We start from the raw sequence: 18,719 nt of genomic DNA, 5'->3' as shown, positions 1-18,719 counted from the left end.
TACTCCTTTTGAAAAAAGTTTAAAATTCGGAGTATACATTAGCATGCGATATATTAAACACATTTTGGCTAAATTCTTATTAATTAATTAAGAATTAATGATTAATAGTTTACATAAGTTAACAAATATTGTATAATTTGCCTCGTTTATATTTAAAAAATAATAACTAATCGAGGTTTGAATGAATTTACAAAATTCCCACTCAAAAAAATATGTTTTAACTTTTTTCATGTCAACATATTTGTTGACTAGTAGCTTTTTAAGTACAAGTGCTAGAGCGGCAAGCTTTAAAGATTTAGTTAGTAAAACACCGGCATGGGAAAAGCACAATTCAAAACAGCAATAAAATATTTGGAAGGATTTTACTCCAAATGAAAAAATCAAAAAATGGCAAGAAGCAGATTTAATTCCTAGTTTTAGTCAAGCACAAGATGATCTAGGAATAAAGTATAAGGAAACAGATTTATCAAGTTTTTTAGATAATACTAGACATAAAGCAAGACAAGCAAGAGCTAAAATTTTATTATACATCGAAAGAGTAAAACAACAGGATTTTGATACAAAAAAACAAGAATATATTAAGCAAGGCGTAGTTCCTACAGATATGGAAGCAGCAACAAATCTTGGAATAAGTTATGACCCTAGCAAAATAGACAATAATATAGAAAAAGATCAAAAGGTACGTCGTGCAGAAAAAGACAAAAAAGCGGTAATCGATCTATATATCAGCTCAATAAACAGAGATATTAAATACAAACACTATGTTGATAATGATATTATCCCTAAAATGAAAGAAGTAAGGACTGCTCTTAACATAAATAAAGATGATGCAGAATCTTTTATTGGGTCAATAAGAACTGAAATTATGGAAAATGCAAAGGGATAATATATAGCGGATAGTCTATTCCTACAGAAAAAGAGCTAGAGCAGAAATTTGGTGCTGATAAAGGTGAGGCAACAAACTATATCGCATCAATAGAAACTCAGATGATGCTTGGTAAAAAATCGTACTATATAGATAATAATATTATCCCTAACGCTGACGAATTAATGAATGAATTTAAGATAGGGAAAATAAAAGCAAATTCTTATATAGAACAAATAAGAGCCGGAATAGAACCAGTTTCTAAATAACAATGATACTACTAAACCGTCTGCGCTGGACGCTCTCAAAAAAAGAGCGGGACCAAAAGTGATAATTGGTATATGTCAAATCAAGGTACAAATAATACAGGAACATCTTCGGGGGTGCCCAGAAAAGAGAAACAACCATATTCTTTTGATCCTATAAGTACTTTTAAAACTTACTTTAATAATAAAGAAAGTAAGGGTAATTTAACTCAAGCTCAACACAATATAAATAGAATAATACAACAAGAAAAAAAATATTGAAGAATTTAAAAATCTTATTAAAACAGATCCTGTAGCAGCATTAAATCTGAAAGTAGATAGTAGTTATAAAAAAGAAGCAGTAAATACTATCTTCAGTGATTTTAATGATGATACTATTCAAAAAGTATTATTTAGCAACGATAAGGAGTAATTAGATTTCAATACCAATATTGACGTTAAAAATAGACCTATTCTAAAAGAATTATTAGAAAATAGTTCTTCTGAAGAAAAAACTAAATTTGCTGAAAGAATTAAAGACTATGCAACACGAAATATATCTAATAGTCAATTTGAGGAAAAGGCACGATTAGATTTTATCAAACTAGCAGCAAGTAAAGATAAGAGTTCAGTAGAAAAATTTTTAGCTCTGCAATTAGAGTTATAAAACAAAATGCAACCACATATTATAAAAAGCGTCTATATTTTAACATCGGAAATAGTAGAAGAAATAAATATAGAACTAAAAAATAAAGGGCTAATAATAGATAGTTTAACTAAAGACGATATGATTAAACTAGCCAAAGAAGTAAATAAACAAACATTAAATTCAGTAATTAAAGTAATATTATCCGATAGTAACGTACTAAGTAATGAAACCAATAAAATTTTAGGGTTAGCAGTAGGTAATAATACAAATAATTTAGAACAAACACAAAGCGGCATTCCGAATCCACCACCTCTACCGCTAAATGGGAGTATGCCACCCCCACCACCTCCCTTAAATTCTCAAGGCTTTAGTAGCAACTCTAACAATTTTGATTTAAATAAGTTACAAGCAGAATATACTCAGTTTACTCGTAATACTACTGTTCAACTAAAAGCGCCACTTCAACCTCTAGTGCAACCAGCACAGAAAGAAGCAAGCCAGAGACAGCTTATGCCAAACTATATATAGAATATAGAGCTGAGACAGGAGGTAAAAAAGCTGATGATTTACAAGATCAGCTTATAAAAAGAAAATATGACATTACAAATGTTATACGTCAAATATTAAACAGAATTATACGCCAACCAAGGAGCTGACGAGAAAACTCTTGTAAATTTATTTAGCATTTCAACCCTTGAAATCGAAGAAAAAGCTAAAGAAGCTTTTAACAAACTTGTTCAAGACCCGTATATACAAGATATAACCGTAAATGGTAAGAAAGCAACAACAAGCGAAGAGATACTTAAAAATCTTTTCAATGAAGACACTGATGATGCAGTAAAACGTATTTTATTATCGTCATGTAAAAATATCTGAAGAATTAAAGAGACCTATTAAACTTGAATTAAATATTAAAAGCTCTTAAAGAGTACTCGCAAGAAAAAACTAAAAAACACATCCATACCGGAAACATGCCACCACTGCCACCGCCTAGTTCAAAAGATTTGGAATTAACTTATCTAATAAGTTTAGGGATTACTAAAGATTGGATAAGTAGAATTACTAAATTAAACGCAAATACATCTACTTTTAAAATAACTCCAAAAATTTATAACTTTAGCTCCGATATAGCTGTAAGATATAAAGAATTTGCTTTATCAGGACAAAAATCAGCAGGACATAAAGCAAAATACTCTGATGCCGATTTATTTAAAAAGCTATAATGGAATCAGTAGCATTTGAGCATTCAAAAAATTTATCTAAAGTTCATCAAAATAATAAGTATTTTGTAAAAATCCAAGAAGCAGTCAACACTATGCACTCTAGCTTTATAGGTCCTAGAACTGAAATAGGGCAAGAAGTACATAATATTTATAAATCCAAACTTTTAGAGTTAGCAAAAGATAAAGAATTGTTTTTATTTGTTGAACAATTACTAGCAGAGTCTACTGAACTAGAACAAAAATACGGTAGTGATGTTCAATCAGAAAATAGTAACAACGAAAAGCAAGTAGGACGTTTAGATCTGAAACAATTACGATTATTCCAACAAGAAAACGAAGCTACAAATGACGAATCCTCAACAAAGGATTATACACAACATGAAGATAGCAATAAAAAGTTAGAAACATCGGATTCAAAAACCACTTCATCAATGATGTTATCAAATTCTAACGATAGCGAAAATTATAAATCATCAAGATGACAAAAGATCACTTCTGGCATTAAGATCTAGTGATGAAGAAGCTAGTATAAACAGAGGGGTATGGATTAGCGGCTTATACGGTATCAACAAACAAGGAGCTTGGAAAAATATTCCAAAATATCAAGGTCGTACCACCGGCGTAACTATCGGGGCTGATGCTGAATTTATCAATAGTCATGATGTTATAGGAATAGCTTATAGCCGTTTGGAATCCCAAGTTAAATATAATAAAAAACTAGGAAAAACAGCAATTAACGGTCATCTTTTAAGCATTTACGGTCTAAAAGCACTAATTAAAGGTTTCTCGTTGCAGGCTATAACATCTTACGGTCATAATTATATTAAGAATAAATCTAAAAGTATTAATAATATAATTGGAAAATATCAAAACAATAATTTAAGTTTTGAAAGCTCGTTAAATTATAAATATAGTATGAAATATGATTTATATTTAATCCCTAATATCGGTTTTAAATATGATTATTCAAGAGCTAGCAACTATAAAGAGTATAATATAGATATAGAAAATCTGATGATTCAAAAGAAATCAAATCAATCATTTGAAAGTAGTCTTGGCGGTAAAATAGTGTTTAAACCTATAGCGACTACAAGTAATATAGTATTAACACCAAGTTTGTACGGTAATATTGAGCATCACTTCAATAATAAAAATACAAAAGTTAATGCAAAAGCGACTTTTAAAGGACAAACATTACAAGAAACAATTATTATTATACCAAAACAACCTAAGCTTGGATATAATATCGGTAGTAATATACTTATGAGTAGAAAAAATATAAATGTTCTACTTGAGTATAATTATTATACACATAGAAAATATCAAAGCCATCAGGGACTTGTTAAGTTAAAAATTAATTTGTAAAGCTATTACTCAACCGTTATAGGATTTTAGCTTATTAGTGGTTGAATATACTTCGATACAACTTGGAAAATAGCAAGGAGTCTGTAAGCCGAGGAGCGGAGCGTATATTAAACGTTCAGCATCCGAGGACTTACAAAGACATTGTAACCAATTTTTCAAGTTGTACTAGTTAGGAGTTGATCTGACAGTAAGAAGTTGTTGGGTACAAAAAAAAAGATATACTCGTACCCGGCAAAAATTTAACAACCTCTAAAAAAAGGAGACTGTCAGATGACAATATACCAACAAAAAATAATAAAGCCAAGAATTGGTTTATTACAACTAGCAGAACAACTAGGTAACGTATCGCAAGCATGTAAAGTAATGGGTTATAGCCGAGATACATTTTACCGCTATAAAGAGCTTCATGAACAAGGTGGAGAAGAAGCGCTATATGAGATGAGCAGAAGAAAGCCTTGTTTAAAGAACCGAGTACCAGCAAGTGTTGAAGATGCTATAGTTAATATTGCAGTTGAATATCCCGCTTATGGTCAAGAACGTACAGCTAATGAGCTACGCAAGAAAGGAATAATTATTTCAGGAGGAGGCGTAAGATCAGTTTGGCTTCGTCATGATTTAGAAAATTTTAAGAAACGCTTAAAAGCTTTAGAAAATAAGGTAGCAAGCGACGGTATTATTCTAAATGATATACAGTTAACAGCTCTTGAAAAAGTAAAAAACAAACGTGAAGCAAGCGGTGAGATTGAGAGTTTACATCCCGGTTATCTTGGTTCTCAAGATACCTATTATGTAGGGAATATAAAAGGTATAGGACGTATTTATCAGCAAACTTTCGTTGATACTTATTCTATTGCTATTTGTAAACTTTATACAGAAAAAACAGCTATAACGAGTGCAGACCATCTTAACGATAGGGTTATACCATTTTTTGAAAGCTATAATATTCCTCTGGTTCGGATATTAACAGATAGAGGAACGGAGTATTGTGGCAAGCCTGAGCATCATGCTTATCAGTTATATCTTGGTATTGAAAATATAGATCATTCTAAAACTAAAGCCTATAGTCCTCAAACTAATGGGATATGTGAACGATTCCACACAACTATGCAAGAAGAATGTTATCACATTTTATTCCGCAAAAAGTTTTATTCTACATTAGAAGAGCTACAAACTGATATAGATAACTGGCTTGTAGGTTATAATAATGAAAGAACTCATTCAGGTAAACATTGTTACGGTAAAACGCCAATGCAAACTTTTAAAGATTCTCTTTATATTGCAATTAATAAAAATATTGATAATATAGAGACAATATCAGACAACTTGACCTTAACTTATCAAGCTGCCTGATTACTCAATACTGTCAGATCAACTCCTAACTAGTACATTTCAAGTTCATCGAGTATAGTTTGCTCAATCTTCCTAACTTATCTTCTAATTGATGCAACAATTATTTTTAATTTAACCAATATATTAATAAAAAGTAATGTTTTTCTTGATAAATATTAATAAATGTTATATAACTCGCCTTGTTCATATATTAAAAAATAATCATTGAGATTAAGTTAATGAGTATAACAGGCAAATTAAAATCAGTATTGTTAACATACTCTGTTGTTATTAGTATATCAATAAATTTATTGACCACCGGTTCAGAAGCAACCAACGGTTCACTTCCTCCACCTCCACCTCCACCCATAGAAGGTTTAAAAAACTTTAAATCCCCAATGAATCAATCAAGACACAATTCTAAGGGCGATCAATCGCAACATAACAATAAAAGTCATACTACTAGTAGCATAAAAACACCTCCTCCCCAATCGCTAGAAGTATCTATCCCTACTGGAGAATTTGGTAAAAAATACGCTGAATTAATTAATCCGAATGCTGGTCAACAAAATTTAAAGATAGAATTTTCAAAGAATATAACATCTCTTATACGCGATGAATTAACACTTAAGAATCTTACCGCTGATGCAGACAAAATTCTTGCTCTTTTTAGTAAGAAAGATGATGTAATCTTAGGTGAGGCAAAAGAAAAATATAAAGAGCTTATACAAGATCCTTATATAGCCCAGTTTATAAGTATAAATAACCAAAAAACAGGAGATTTTTTAGATAATAAGCTCTTTGAAGAAAGTCTAGAAGAAGCAACATTACGTCTTTTATCATTAGAGCAACTAGATGCACAAAGGAAACAAGAAATTTTAAGTAAACAGGGTGATATATTAGGACAATTGAAATTTATAAATGAAAATTCTAGAATTTTAGGTGCGTACGGTAAGACGGCATCAACAGATATATCAAAAAAATTACCTAAAGAATTACCTAAAATTTTAAGTAAACAGGGTGATATATTAGGACAATTGAAATTTATAAATGACCATTCTGAAATTTTAGGTGCGTACGGTAAGACGGCATCAACAGATATATCAAAAAAATTACCTAAAGAATTACCTAAAATTTTAAGTAAACAGGGTGATATATTAGGACAATTGAAATTTATAAATGACCATTCTGAAATTTTAGGTGGACACAGTAAAGCAATATTAAAAGATACACTAAAAAAATTATCTACGAAGTTAGATAAAATTTCAAGCAAGCAATTAGTAGGTTTTATACTTGATGAAAATAAGATCAACACAAACTTAAAAAACGTTCCTTTTTCAAAAAAAGAAGTAAGAGAGCTAATAGATAGCTTAAATAATAAAATCTTAGAGAAAATTTTTCTCCAAGATGATGGTACGATAACTGAACAAGATTTAACTAGAATATTACAAAAATATAAAGAAACAGATTTAATAAAAAATTTAACCAAAGCTATAGTATATATTGATGGCAATACAAGTAATGAAACTGTAAATAAAGCTTTAGAAAAAGGTTTAGAAAACACTACTCCAGAACAACAAGGGTTGATCTTAAATGTATTGACTCATAATATAAGGATACGCAAAGTTCTTATAAGCAAAATAGAAAGAGAGCGAAAACAAGACAAAAGTCAAAGACTAAAAGAAAGAACCAAAGATGATCCTTTATTAGATGGACTAAAGAAAGTGCTTGCACAAAGGAAATATATAAATCAAGAAACAATAGAAGAACAGCTAGCAAGAAGAAAGCAAGAAACAGCAGCAAATTGGAATGTGTGGAATAGGGTTAGACAAAATATGCATAATCCAGATAGCCAAAATGATAATCAGAATGCACAGGATGAGAATAATCAAAAATGGAAAGAGGATAATCATGCACAGGATAAGAATAATAACGATATTGACAAAATAATAAAAGCAAATCAGGAATTAGAGCAAGCAGTTAACGCTGCAACAAGAAAATCTAGTGAAATGAGTAGTCTACTAAAAGACAATATAATAAAAAATGCAACAACATGCCAAGGATATTTAAAAGGAGTTGAAGATCAACTAACCTTAGTAAGAGACAAAGGGAAAGAGCTAATAGAGAATTCAGTCCAAGCATTTAAAATAATACCTAAAAAATATCAAGATAATATGGATGAGAATTGGCAGAATTATTTATCACTGGAAGAAATAACAAAACTAAATACACTAGAGGCGGAGATTAAGCCATTAAAGAGCCAACAAAATAAATTCGGGAAATTTACATCAAAGACAGACTTATCAGAATTTAGAACAAAACAAGAAGAACTTCAAATATTATCTGAAAGATTAAGAGAAGACGTAGTTACAAAACAAAGAAAGCAACTTGTTCAAAAGTACGTAGATGAAATGGTCACAAATGTTAAAAAGGCAGTAGAAAAAATAGAAATAACTTTAGAGGACCTAAACAAGAAGAAAGAAAATAAACATGATAATGCAGAATCTATTCCGCTAATTTCTAAGGAAATATTAGTGGCTCAAGAGCGGCTAAAAAAAGCTGAAGAAAAACTAGAACATATTACACTCAAGCATATAATTGCTCAACAGAGGAAGGTGGATAGTTCTGACGATGATTCTGATGATGATTGGGATGATGCTGATGCTGATAAAAAAGCAATAAAACGAAAAAAAGAGTTAGAAAATGCTCAAGAAGAGATAAAACAAGCTAAGAAAAACTTAGAGGATGCTGAAACAAAAGATGCAGAACGTAAACAACAAGAAGCAGAAGCAAAGCGTCAAGAAGACCTGAAGCGTAAGCAAGAGGAAGAGCGTCAGCAGAGAGAAGACGCAGAGCATCAGCAAAGACAAGATGCAGAGCATCAGCAAAGACAAGATGCAGAGCGTCAGCAAAGAGAAAACGCAGAGCATCAGCAAAGACAAGATGCAGAGCGTCAGCAAAGACAAGATGTAGAGCGTCAGCAAAGACAAGATGCAGCAGAGCGTCAGCAAAGACAAGACGCAGAGCATCAGCAAAGAGAAAACGCAGAGCATCAGCAAAGAGAAAACGCAGAGCATCAGCAAAGAGAAAACGCAGAGCATCAGCAAAGACAAGATGCAGAGCATCAGCAAAGACAAGATGCAGAGCATCAGCAAAGACAAGATGCAGAGCATCAGCAAAGACAAGATGCAGAGCATCAGCAAAGACAAGATGCAGAGCATCAGCAAAGACAAGATGCAGAGCATCAGCAAAGACAAGATGTAGAGCGTCAGCAAAGACAAGATGCAGCAGAGCGTCAGCAAAGACAAGACGCAGAGCATCAGCAAAGAGAAAACGCAGAGCATCAGCAAAGACAAGATGCAGAGCGTCAGCAAAGACAAGACGCAGAGCGTCAGCAAAGACAAGATGCAGCAGAGCGTCAGCAAAGACAAGACGCAGAGCATCAGCAAAGAGAAAACGCAGAGCATCAGCAAAGAGAAAACGCAGAGCATCAGCAAAGACAAGATGCAGAGCATCAGCAAAGACAAGATGTAGAGCGTCAGCAAAGACAAGATGCAGCAGAGCGTCAGCAAAGACAAGACGCAGAGCATCAGCAAAGAGAAAACGCAGAGCATCAGCAAAGACAAGATGCAGAGCGTCAGCAAAGACAAGACGCAGAGCGTCAGCAAAGACAAGATGCAGCAGAGCGTCAGCAAAGACAAGACGCAGAGCATCAGCAAAGAGAAAACGCAGAGCATCAGCAAAGAGAAAACGCAGAGCATCAGCAAAGACAAGATGCAGAGCATCAGCAAAGACAAGATGTAGAGCGTCAGCAAAGACAAGATGCAGCAGAGCGTCAGCAAAGACAAGACGCAGAGCATCAGCAAAGAGAAAACGCAGAGCATCAGCAAAGACAAGATGCAGAGCGTCAGCAAAGACAAGACGCAGAGCGTCAGCAAAGACAAGATGCAGCAGAGCGTCAGCAAAGACAAGACGCAGAGCATCAGCAAAGAGAAAACGCAGAGCATCAGCAAAGACAAGATGTAGAGCGTCAGCAAAGACAAGACGCAGAGCATCAGCAAAGAGAAAACGCAGAGCATCAGCAAAGACAAGATGCAGAGCGTCAGCAAAGACAAGACGCAGAGCATCAGCAAAGACAAGATGCAGAGCGTCAGCAAAGACAAGACGCAGAGCGTCAGCAAAGACAAGATGCAGAGCGTCAGCAAAGAGAAAACGCAGAGCATCAGCAAAGACAAGATGCAGAGCGTCAGCAAAGACAAGACGCAGAGCATCAGCAAAGAGAAAACGCAGAGCATCAGCAAAGACAAGATGCAGAGCGTCAGCAAAGACAAGATGCAGAGCGTCAGCAGAGACAAGATGCAGAGTATCAGCAAAGAGAAAACGCAGAGCGTCAGCAAAGACAAGATGCAGAGTATCAGCAAAGAGAAAACGCAGAGCGTCAGCAAAGACAAGATGCAGAGCATCAGCAAAGACAATACGCAGAGCGTCAGCAAAGACAAGATGCAGAGTATCAGCAAAGAGAAAACGCAGAGCGTCAGCAAAGACAAGATGCAGAGTATCAGCAAAGAGAAAACGCAGAGCGTCAGCAAAGACAATACGCAGAACGTCAGCAAAGACAAGATGCAGAGCATCAGCAAAGAGAAAACGCAGAGCATCAGCAAAGACAAGATGCAGAGCGTCAGCAGAGACAAGATGCAGAGCGTCAGCAAAGACAAGATGCAGAGTATCAGCAAAGAGAAAACGCAGAGCATCAGCAAAGACAAGATGCAGAGCGTCAGCAGAGACAAGATGCAGAGCGTCAGCAGAGACAAGATGCAGAGCGTCAGCAGAGACAAGATGCAGAGTATCAGCAAAGAGAAAACGCAGAACGTCAGCGTCAAGAAGAGCAGAACCGCCAAGAGCAAGAGCATAAACGTCTAGCAGACAAGGCAGAAGCAGAATGTCTAGAGGATATGGCTTCAATGTTTAAGAACGCAGAAGATGAAGCTGAACAAAAAGAAGAAGCAAAACGTCAGCGTCAAGAAGAGCAGAACCGCCAAGAGCAAGAGCATAAACATCTAGCAGACGAAGAAGCTGAACAAAAAGAAGAAGCAAAACGTCAGTGTCAAGAAGAGCAGAACCGCCAAGAGCAAGAGCATAAACGTCTAGCAGACAAAGAAGCTGAACAAAAAGAAGAAACAGAGGAAGAAGAATTAACAAAAGATATAGTTTTAGAAAGCGAAGATAAAGCTATCGATGTGTCACTCAAAACTGAAGAAATTGCAGAACAAGATGAAGCGACACAGAAACAACAGGTATCTGATGACACCAGTAGAAAAGTAGCAATATTAGTTAAGGCGACTTCAACTCTTCACAAACCTGTTCATTATAATATTTTAAGTGATAGATTAAAGGTTGCTGCAATAAGTGCCGGTGATGAAGAAGCTAGTATAAACAGAGGGGTATGGATTAGCGGCTTATACGGTATCAACAAACAAGGAGCTTGGAAAAATATTCCAAAATATCAAGGTCGTACCACCGGCGTAACTATCGGGGCTGATGCTGAATTTATCAATAGTCATGATGTTATAGGAATAGCTTATAGCCGTTTGGAATCCCAAGTTAAATATAATAAAAAACTAGGAAAAACAGCAATTAACGGTCATCTTTTAAGCATTTACGGTCTAAAAGCACTAATTAAAGGTTTCTCGTTGCAGGCTATAACATCTTACGGTCATAATTATATTAAGAATAAATCTAAAAGTATTAATAATATAATTGGAAAATATCAAAACAATAATTTAAGTTTTGAAAGCTCGTTAAATTATAAATATAGTATGAAATATGATTTATATTTAATCCCTAATATCGGTTTTAAATATGATTATTCAAGAGCTAGCAACTATAAAGAGTATAATATAGATATAGAAAATCTGATGATTCAAAAGAAATCAAATCAATCATTTGAAAGTAGTCTTGGCGGTAAAATAGTGTTTAAACCTATAGCGACTACAAGTAATATAGTATTAACACCAAGTTTGTACGGTAATATTGAGCATCACTTCAATAATAAAAATACAAAAGTTAATGCAAAAGCGACTTTTAAAGGACAAACATTACAAGAAACAATTATTATTATACCAAAACAACCTAAGCTTGGATATAATATCGGTAGTAATATACTTATGAGTAGAAAAAATATAAATGTTCTACTTGAGTATAATTATTATACACATAGAAAATATCAAAGCCATCAGGGACTTGTTAAGTTAAAAATTAATTTGTAAATCACCAATGGCTTTGTTGCATGGAACGATTTTTTCGTTATTGCGAGGAAAAATTGAAAATTTTGACGAAGCAAGGAAGAAAAAAAATGTTAAATTAACATTTTTTTATTATTTTTCTGGATTGCTATGCTCCTTATAGTCGCTCGCATAGGTATCAATGTAACAAAGCACTCACCAATTGGCGATAAAATAGATAGGGATAAGCTTTTCCTAAAAGCTTATCCCTTTCTTAATGAATAAACTTATTAACCAAACTCCTGCATAGAATACTGGAGTACTAAATATAGTAAAAAATAGTTTAAATGAATAGCTATTAAGTACAAGATGGCCTAATTGGTCAAAAGGAAAAATATTAAATAAGCTCATAATCCCAATTACAATAAAAGTATCAATAAATAAAGAAATTGCCGTACTAAAATTGTTTCTTATCCATAAATATTTACCTTTAGTAATTTTACGTATCCATAAATATATATTAATATCAACAAGTTGAGCTATATAACAGGCAAAAGTTGATGCTAAAAAAGATATATGGTATGAACCAAAGACTTTATGAAAAGTTATGTTATCAACATTAGACCAATTAGTAGCTTCCAATTTATCCATAAGACTTATTATTAGAACTACTATTATATTAAAAATAATAGCAAGCTTTACACAAAAATTGGCTCTTTCTTTACCGTAAAACTCAGCTATTAAATCCGTTAATAAAAAAGTTAACGGGTAAAAAATTGCTCCTATAGATAATTCAAGAATATAAAAATTAAAAATATTAAGGTAAACAAATTTTTGATATATTAAGTTTCCTACTATAATAAGGACTGTAAAAAACGTACATAAAATGATATAAATTTTTTCTTTTATATTAAATGCTATAGACATTTCTAAAATTATTTTGTGAATAAAATATTGCTATACTTTAATAATATATATCGGGAGTTCTAAAAACTATACTAAACTCTCTGATGTCATTCCCGCGGAAGCGGGAATCCAGTAACTAAAAGATACAAATATATTTAGTTTTTCATATTAAAAGCTCAAATAATTTCACTTTTTTCTGGATTCTCGCTTTCGCAGGAATGACATAAAACGCATTTTTCAATCCATGCAACAATGCCAATAAAGGTAGACAATGACAAGTATGAGAGATATTACTAAGATAAAGCTGTAACTATTTAGCTATAGGTAAACTATTTTCTGCTTGATTTTCTTCAATTTCATTAATCTTAGAAACTAAATCTGATTTCTTTTTTGAGGAAAGGTTAGCAAGTACTATTGCATTTATTAAAAATAATGTTGTAAGTATTATAGTGCTTTTAGTAAGAAAATTACCGACTGTTTTAGCACTGACTACTCCCATATTATTACCGCCGCTTATACTACTAATTCCATCCGATCCGCTACGCTGCATCAGAATAACTATAATTAGCAATATTGCAATAGTAATATGTACAAAAAGAAGGATGTCTATCATAAATATAACTATTTTTAGTGGTGCTACTAGGGGGAATTGAACCCCCGACCTCTTCATTACCAATGAAGTGCTCTACCCCTGAGCTATAGTAGCAAGATTATTTCAAACTCTTTTTGCCATATATTTGTTATTAAATCAAGAAGAATTTTGGAAATTCATTTACTATTTACAAAAAAGCGCTTATTCTAGCTTTTCATTCGCTCCGCCTATATGTACCTCATCATAAGATGCTACTGTAGTTTCATTAGCATGTATCCCAAATTCTTTATGTAAATAATCACTTAAAATCTTTAGGGTTTTTTCTTTGGTTTGGCATGCTAATATCATTTTATTATCTTGTACTAACTTTTGTAATTGGGCTATCTCTTCTACAGAAGCAGGTCTCATTTCTAAAGATCCGCTTTCTTCTTGCTGTATTCGGTCAGTCATTACAGTCGTAGTAACTCCATGGCACGTATCGAATAAGTCTATATCTATCCTTGAAATTGCCTCGTTACTAGTTATTTTTTCAATATTTTTGGAGTGATTGATGCTATCCTGTGAGATACTAGCAAAAACTAATCCATTTTTAATACTCTTGTATTCATGACCATGGTAAGAACTCTTAGGTGTAAAAGCTACAATTTTATCATTAAATTCAACTAGGTTTGCAGGTTTTGTAATTTTTTTCATATTTTATCTAAACTTCTATTTTTGTAAAAAGATAAGGCGATCAATGCAAAAATACAGCTTAATATGACATAATAAACTGCCGAGGTTACATGCCCTGTTTTTTGTACTAAATATTCAAAGACAAGAGGCGTAGTACCACCAAAAATACTTGTAGCAGTGTTATATGAAATAGAGAGAGCGGTGTTACGTATATTTGTAGGATAAAATTCTGCTTGTAATGCCGGTTCAGGACCGATATAGTTAGCGGCAAGTATAGCGAGTATAAATTGTGAGATAATTACGCTTGTGAAGTCCCCGTTCTCAAAATTATTAAGTAAAAACGGCGTTGTTACAATAATTATTATCAGATTAATTACAAAAATTTTCCTGCGACCTATAATATCGGATAGATAACCGCTTAATAAAGTTACGGCTATCATAATCACATAACATATGCTAGCAAGGCTATTTACCTCATTTTCAGTAAAATTACGGCTGATTTTTAAAAACGATACCAAGTAAATTGTAGTTAGATAGAATATTATCGAACCGGGAGCATTGATAAAAACCGAGATTAATATATCAAACCAATGATTGGTAATGACTTTTTTTAATGGTGACTGTAAAATCTTTTTCTGTTCTCTTAGATTTTTAAAATTCGGTGTTTCATGTGTATGTTTTTTAATATAAAATGCTGAAAAAAGAATAAAAAAACCAAGTAAAAAAGGTATTCTCCAGCCAAAACTATCAAATTGTGAAGCTGTTAGGATATTCTTGACGATATAAGAAATAAAAGAACCAAGCAATAAACCAGAGCATATACTAGACATTGAAATACTACCGGTGAAGCCTCGGTGTTTATGGCTAGTATGCTCAATAACAAAGGAAATAGAGCCGGTCAAAGCTCCTCCCATTGATAATCCTTGTAGAATTCGTACACAAATCATTAATATAGTCGCAGTTATCCCGATAGTATGGTAAGTTGGTAATATTCCTATTAATATGGTTGGGGCAGACATGCAAAATAACGCGCTAGTTAAGGCTACTTTGCGTCCAAATCTATCACCGATAACACCAAAAAATATGCCGCCCAACGGTCTTGCCAAATAACCTATAGCAAATACTAAAAAAGCTTGCAGTAAAGAAGTATTAGCATCATCATTCGGAAAAAATTTTGCTCCTATTATGGGTGCAAAATAACCGAATAATACATAATCATACCATTCAAAAGTGTTGGCGATACCGCTTGAAAATACTAGTTTACTGCGATTCATGTTTTCTACTCATAGCTTTTTTTTCGGAGTATATTATAAATAAGGTGACAGGAATTATTATTACTGCTCCATGAAGTGTGCTTTTATCGGGAAACTCGTTAAATATGAAATATGCCGCTATTGCTGAAATCACCAGCTCTAAATATCTATAAGGAGCGGTAGCGGTTGCATCTACCATGGAAAAAGCTTTAAGCAGGAAGAATAATATTAAGCTTCCGCTACTACCGAGTACAAACAATAAAGCTAATTCAAAACTACTAGGAGTTAGCCAATACTGCGAGGCTACAGGTAGCGACACTATAGCAGTTACTATTGCCGAATAAAATAGCATGCTAATCATCGATTCTTTTATTACGAATTTTTTATTAATAATGTCAAGCATAGCAAATGAAATAGCCGCTAATACAAAATACAAAATTTCGGGGTTAAAATCCTCAGCATGCGGTTTAAGCGTAACAACAAGTCCTATAAATCCTACTATGGTAACTACCCATCTTTGCCAAATAATACTTTCGTTAAGAAAAAATACGGCAAGTATTAAAGTAAATAAAGGAATAGAAAAACTTACGACGGTTGCAGTAGTAACGGGAGCTATGGTAAGACCATAAGTCCAGGAAGTCATACCGAAAAATAATAATAACCCTCTTAATATATGTACAAAAGGACGACTTGTTTTTAAGGTATTTTTACCGTAATAAACAACAAAAGGTAGTAAAACTATGCTACTGAAAAAGAAGCGGAAAAAAGCTACTTCAAAGCTATGTAAACGAGTCCCAAGATATTTAGACATTACATCATTGGCACTACTACTTATTAAACTAAATAAAAACCAACCTATACCGGTTAAATATGTTTTTAATGCATCATTCATTAATATGCTCCAATAATTTCTATAATTTTACTTAAATGTCTTGACTTTTAGCATAAAAGAATTCTATCTTCTATGACAATGGTATAAATATATAAACAAAAATTTTATATAATATACGGTAATCAATTTTAAGCAAGTAAAGGTTATAATTATTATGTTAAGAATAGTGAAAAAATTAGGGATAATTTTGTTTGTATCTAGCATAAGTATTAATAGTTTTGCTAAAAGCATTTATGATGATGTAGATTCTGCTCCTGACTATGATAGTACACCGTATTATGAAAACGAAGGAAGTTTAGTTTTCAAGATGCGTCTAGGAGGTGTTTTTTCAAGTGCTAAGCAAAAAGGATTACCTCCTCCTACCTCTCCTCAACCTGTTTCAGTAGGAGAAGTTGCAAAAAACGGTTATGGAGGTGATGCATCCACTACTATATTCTTTAACAATTATTTAGCCACTGAATTATCACTTGGCTTTAATGTTTTACGCACTAAATATACCTCCCTTGCAGCCGTTGCTCATAATTATGGCGTTGATAATGTCAAACTAGGAAAAAACAAACCTATTTATATGATTCCTGCAACGGTTACCGGACAATTTCATATAGCTCCTTACGGTGGAATAAGACCGTATATAGGCATAGGTTATCACGGTTCTTATATGCTTACACAAGCTACCGGTCTTAAAATTAGAAACGGACACGATGCCGTAGGACAAATAGGTGTAGATTTTTATGCTAAAGATGATACTTTAATCAATATTGACGTAAGACAATTTTTCTTAAATCCTAAACTTGAGTATAAACCGAATTTAGTAGGTAATAAAACCATGACCTCTAAAGTTAAACTTAATCCTTTAATAGTTTCCGTAGGTATAGGATTTACTTTTTAAAAATATTTTGTCATTGCGAAGAGACATTGTTGTATGAACTGAGCCGTCATTGCGAGGAAATTACGAAGTAATTGACGAAGCAATCTCAGGAATTTGTTATTTTCATGAGATTACCACGCAGCCTATTTGGTATCAACGCAGACAAACCTCCTCGCAATGACGTTTCTAAATTATTAAATAAATTCACCCATGTCTCTGCAGATTATCCAATTACTATATTTAGCTTCCGCTATTTGTTTTATTCTGTCGCTAAAGTTTTTATCCTCACAAAAACAAGCATATTTAGGTAGTACCATAGGTATTTTGGGGATGGCGATAGCAGTCGGCGTTACTTTTTTCCTACCGGATTTTACTCATAAATTACCCATTATAACCACTATATTATTGGGCGGTATAATAGGAGGAATTATTGCACTTAAAATTTCTATGATGGCAATGCCTCAATTAGTCGCAGGTTTTCACTCTTTTGTCGGTCTTGCTGCAGTATTTGTAGCTTACGCTACGATACTTGCACCTGAAAATTTTTCTATAGGTATGGCAGGGAACTTACCTATTAGTTCTTTGATAGAAATATCCTTAGGCGTCTCTATAGGTGCTTTAACTTTTAGCGGTTCGGTTATAGCTTTTCTAAAACTACAAGGCTTAATGAAAAGTAGCCCGTTAAAATTCTACGGTCAGCAATATATATGCTTATTAACGGCAATAATATTAGTTCTTTTGATAATATCGTTTATTCGTTCAGAGAATATATTTTTATTTAATCTAATAGTCTTTTTATCGCTGTTAATCGGAGTATTACTAATAATACCGGTGGGCGGTGCAGATATGCCTATTATAGTATCAATGCTAAATTCTTATTCAGGTTTTGCGGCAGCAGGTATAGGGTTTACGCTTAGCAATAGCCTACTTATTATTACCGGGGCATTGGTCGGCAGTAGCGGAGCTATACTTAGCTATATAATGTGCAAAGCTATGAACCGCTCATTAATCAAGGTTATTTTTGGAGCATTTTTACCTACCTCTGTAGGAATTAGCAAAGATATAGACGACGATAAAATAGCAAAAACAAGCTGCCCTGAAGATGCAGCACATTTACTACTTAATGCATCGTCGGTGATAATTGTTCCCGGTTACGGTATGGCAGTAGCCCAGTCTCAGTATATCATAAAAGAGATGGTTGATATATTAGAACGTTCAGATATTAATGTACGTTTTGCCGTACATCCGGTAGCAGGTAGAATGCCTGGACATATGAATGTTTTACTTGCAGAAGCTAATATAGATTATGAGAAAGTACTTGAGCTTGAAGAAATTAATAGAGATTTCGCTACCACTGACGTAGTGCTTGTGATTGGGGCAAATGACGTAACTAATCCTGCTGCTAAAAATGATCCGAATAGTCCAATTTACGGTATGCCGGTACTCGATGTCGAAAAAGCACGTACGATTTTGTTTATTAAACGCTCTATGGCATCAGGATATGCAGGTATAGAAAATGAACTATTTTATCACGATAATACTTTTATGTTATTCGGCGATGCTAAGAAAGTAGTTGAGGAGATAGTTAAGTTTCTAAATGAAGATTAGGTTCTATATCTTTTGGATTTTATAGTATTAT

At 33.4% G+C, this 18,719-nt stretch carries 13 protein-coding genes, 1 tRNA gene and 1 pseudogene; 9 read left to right on the top strand and 6 right to left on the bottom strand.

From position 1 onward, the window contains the following. Positions 1–181: 181 nt before the first annotated feature. From AB1146_RS03420 to AB1146_RS08515, 7 genes and pseudogenes are all read left to right on the top strand, one after another. Positions 182–4,347: pseudogene (locus AB1146_RS03420) on the top strand (autotransporter outer membrane beta-barrel domain-containing protein). Between the two features lie 270 nt (positions 4,348–4,617). Then, on the top strand, positions 4,618–5,697 hold the full coding sequence (locus AB1146_RS03410) for an IS481 family transposase (protein WP_355404292.1): 1,080 nt from the start codon (positions 4,618–4,620) through the stop codon (positions 5,695–5,697). A 3,261-nt stretch (positions 5,698–8,958) separates the two neighbouring features. Next, a complete protein-coding gene (locus AB1146_RS08535) occupies positions 8,959–9,210 on the top strand; it encodes a bacteriophage T4 gp5 trimerisation domain-containing protein (protein WP_410526284.1) in 252 nt (83 codons plus the stop codon). Positions 9,211–9,228: 18 nt separating this feature from the next. Further along, positions 9,229–9,480, top strand: coding sequence for a bacteriophage T4 gp5 trimerisation domain-containing protein (locus AB1146_RS08530; RefSeq protein ID WP_410526284.1), 252 nt, complete (start codon positions 9,229–9,231; stop codon positions 9,478–9,480). Positions 9,481–9,498: 18 nt separating this feature from the next. Continuing rightward, entirely contained in the window at positions 9,499–9,702 is a 204-nt protein-coding gene (locus AB1146_RS08525) for a bacteriophage T4 gp5 trimerisation domain-containing protein (RefSeq protein WP_410526283.1), read from the top strand. A 27-nt stretch (positions 9,703–9,729) separates the two neighbouring features. Next, positions 9,730–10,596 (top strand): bacteriophage T4 gp5 trimerisation domain-containing protein, encoded by an 867-nt coding sequence (locus AB1146_RS08520; RefSeq protein WP_410526288.1) that lies wholly within the window; start codon positions 9,730–9,732, stop codon positions 10,594–10,596. Positions 10,597–10,628: 32 nt separating this feature from the next. After that, positions 10,629–11,942 carry an autotransporter outer membrane beta-barrel domain-containing protein gene (locus tag AB1146_RS08515; protein ID WP_410526287.1) on the top strand — a complete coding sequence of 438 codons (1,314 nt, stop codon included), beginning with the start codon at positions 10,629–10,631 and terminating at the stop codon, positions 11,940–11,942. Between the two features lie 210 nt (positions 11,943–12,152). Here AB1146_RS08515 and AB1146_RS03400 read toward each other — a convergent pair whose 3' ends face one another. The 6 genes from AB1146_RS03400 to AB1146_RS03375 all read right to left on the bottom strand — a co-directional run bounded on the left by AB1146_RS03400 (position 12,153) and on the right by AB1146_RS03375 (position 16,212). Beyond that, entirely contained in the window at positions 12,153–12,824 is a 672-nt protein-coding gene (locus AB1146_RS03400; RefSeq protein ID WP_010420378.1) for a queuosine precursor transporter, read from the bottom strand. Between the two features lie 289 nt (positions 12,825–13,113). Beyond that, the gene (secG, locus tag AB1146_RS03395) at positions 13,114–13,416 is read right to left on the bottom strand and encodes a preprotein translocase subunit SecG (protein ID WP_004996773.1); all 303 of its coding nucleotides are present in this window, start codon (positions 13,414–13,416) and stop codon (positions 13,114–13,116) included. Positions 13,417–13,434: 18 nt separating this feature from the next. Continuing rightward, positions 13,435–13,509, bottom strand: a tRNA-Thr gene (locus AB1146_RS03390). Positions 13,510–13,596: 87 nt separating this feature from the next. Next, entirely contained in the window at positions 13,597–13,803 is a 207-nt protein-coding gene (locus AB1146_RS03385) for a hypothetical protein (RefSeq protein ID WP_029374715.1), read from the bottom strand. A gap of 281 nt (positions 13,804–14,084) precedes the next feature. After that, positions 14,085–15,341 carry an MFS transporter gene (locus AB1146_RS03380; RefSeq protein WP_010420420.1) on the bottom strand — a complete coding sequence of 419 codons (1,257 nt, stop codon included), beginning with the start codon at positions 15,339–15,341 and terminating at the stop codon, positions 14,085–14,087. Then, positions 15,328–16,212, bottom strand: a complete 885-nt coding sequence (locus AB1146_RS03375) for a DMT family transporter (RefSeq protein WP_010420428.1) — start codon at positions 16,210–16,212, stop codon at positions 15,328–15,330. Before AB1146_RS03375 ends, AB1146_RS03380 begins: the two co-directional genes overlap by 14 nt. 154 nt (positions 16,213–16,366) lie before the next feature. Between AB1146_RS03375 and AB1146_RS03370 the strand changes: the two genes are divergently transcribed. Both AB1146_RS03370 and AB1146_RS03365 read left to right on the top strand, forming a co-directional pair. After that, positions 16,367–17,101: an OmpW family outer membrane protein gene (locus AB1146_RS03370; protein ID WP_010420430.1), complete on the top strand. Its 735-nt coding sequence runs from the start codon at positions 16,367–16,369 to the stop codon at positions 17,099–17,101. 189 nt (positions 17,102–17,290) lie between these two features. Further along, positions 17,291–18,688, top strand: a complete 1,398-nt coding sequence (locus AB1146_RS03365; protein WP_010420437.1) for an NAD(P)(+) transhydrogenase (Re/Si-specific) subunit beta — start codon at positions 17,291–17,293, stop codon at positions 18,686–18,688. Positions 18,689–18,719: the final 31 nt, after the last annotated feature.

This window comes from Rickettsia helvetica (assembly GCF_963970025.1).
Lineage (GTDB): Bacteria > Pseudomonadota > Alphaproteobacteria > Rickettsiales > Rickettsiaceae > Rickettsia > Rickettsia helvetica.
The sequence above is the reverse complement of the archived record's forward strand: the minus strand, read 5'-3'. Positions and strand labels throughout refer to the sequence as shown.

Excerpts from the sequence above, each read along its gene's own strand:
- AB1146_RS03365 (WP_010420437.1), top strand. The coding sequence starts at position 17,291 with ATGTCTCTGCAGATTATCCAATTACTATATTTAGCTTCCGCTATTTGT.
- AB1146_RS03375 (WP_010420428.1), bottom strand. The coding sequence starts at position 16,212 with ATGAATGATGCATTAAAAACATATTTAACCGGTATAGGTTGGTTTTTA.
- AB1146_RS03385 (WP_029374715.1), bottom strand. The coding sequence starts at position 13,803 with ATGAGACCTGCTTCTGTAGAAGAGATAGCCCAATTACAAAAGTTAGTA.
- AB1146_RS03410 (WP_355404292.1), top strand. The coding sequence starts at position 4,618 with ATGACAATATACCAACAAAAAATAATAAAGCCAAGAATTGGTTTATTA.
- AB1146_RS03370 (WP_010420430.1), top strand. The coding sequence starts at position 16,367 with ATGTTAAGAATAGTGAAAAAATTAGGGATAATTTTGTTTGTATCTAGC.
- AB1146_RS03380 (WP_010420420.1), bottom strand. The coding sequence starts at position 15,341 with ATGAATCGCAGTAAACTAGTATTTTCAAGCGGTATCGCCAACACTTTT.
- AB1146_RS08530 (WP_410526284.1), top strand. The coding sequence starts at position 9,229 with ATGCAGCAGAGCGTCAGCAAAGACAAGACGCAGAGCATCAGCAAAGAG.
- AB1146_RS03400 (WP_010420378.1), bottom strand. The coding sequence starts at position 12,824 with ATGTCTATAGCATTTAATATAAAAGAAAAAATTTATATCATTTTATGT.
- AB1146_RS08525 (WP_410526283.1), top strand. The coding sequence starts at position 9,499 with ATGCAGCAGAGCGTCAGCAAAGACAAGACGCAGAGCATCAGCAAAGAG.
- AB1146_RS08515 (WP_410526287.1), top strand. The coding sequence starts at position 10,629 with ATGGCTTCAATGTTTAAGAACGCAGAAGATGAAGCTGAACAAAAAGAA.
- AB1146_RS08535 (WP_410526284.1), top strand. The coding sequence starts at position 8,959 with ATGCAGCAGAGCGTCAGCAAAGACAAGACGCAGAGCATCAGCAAAGAG.
- secG (WP_004996773.1), bottom strand. The coding sequence starts at position 13,416 with ATGATAGACATCCTTCTTTTTGTACATATTACTATTGCAATATTGCTA.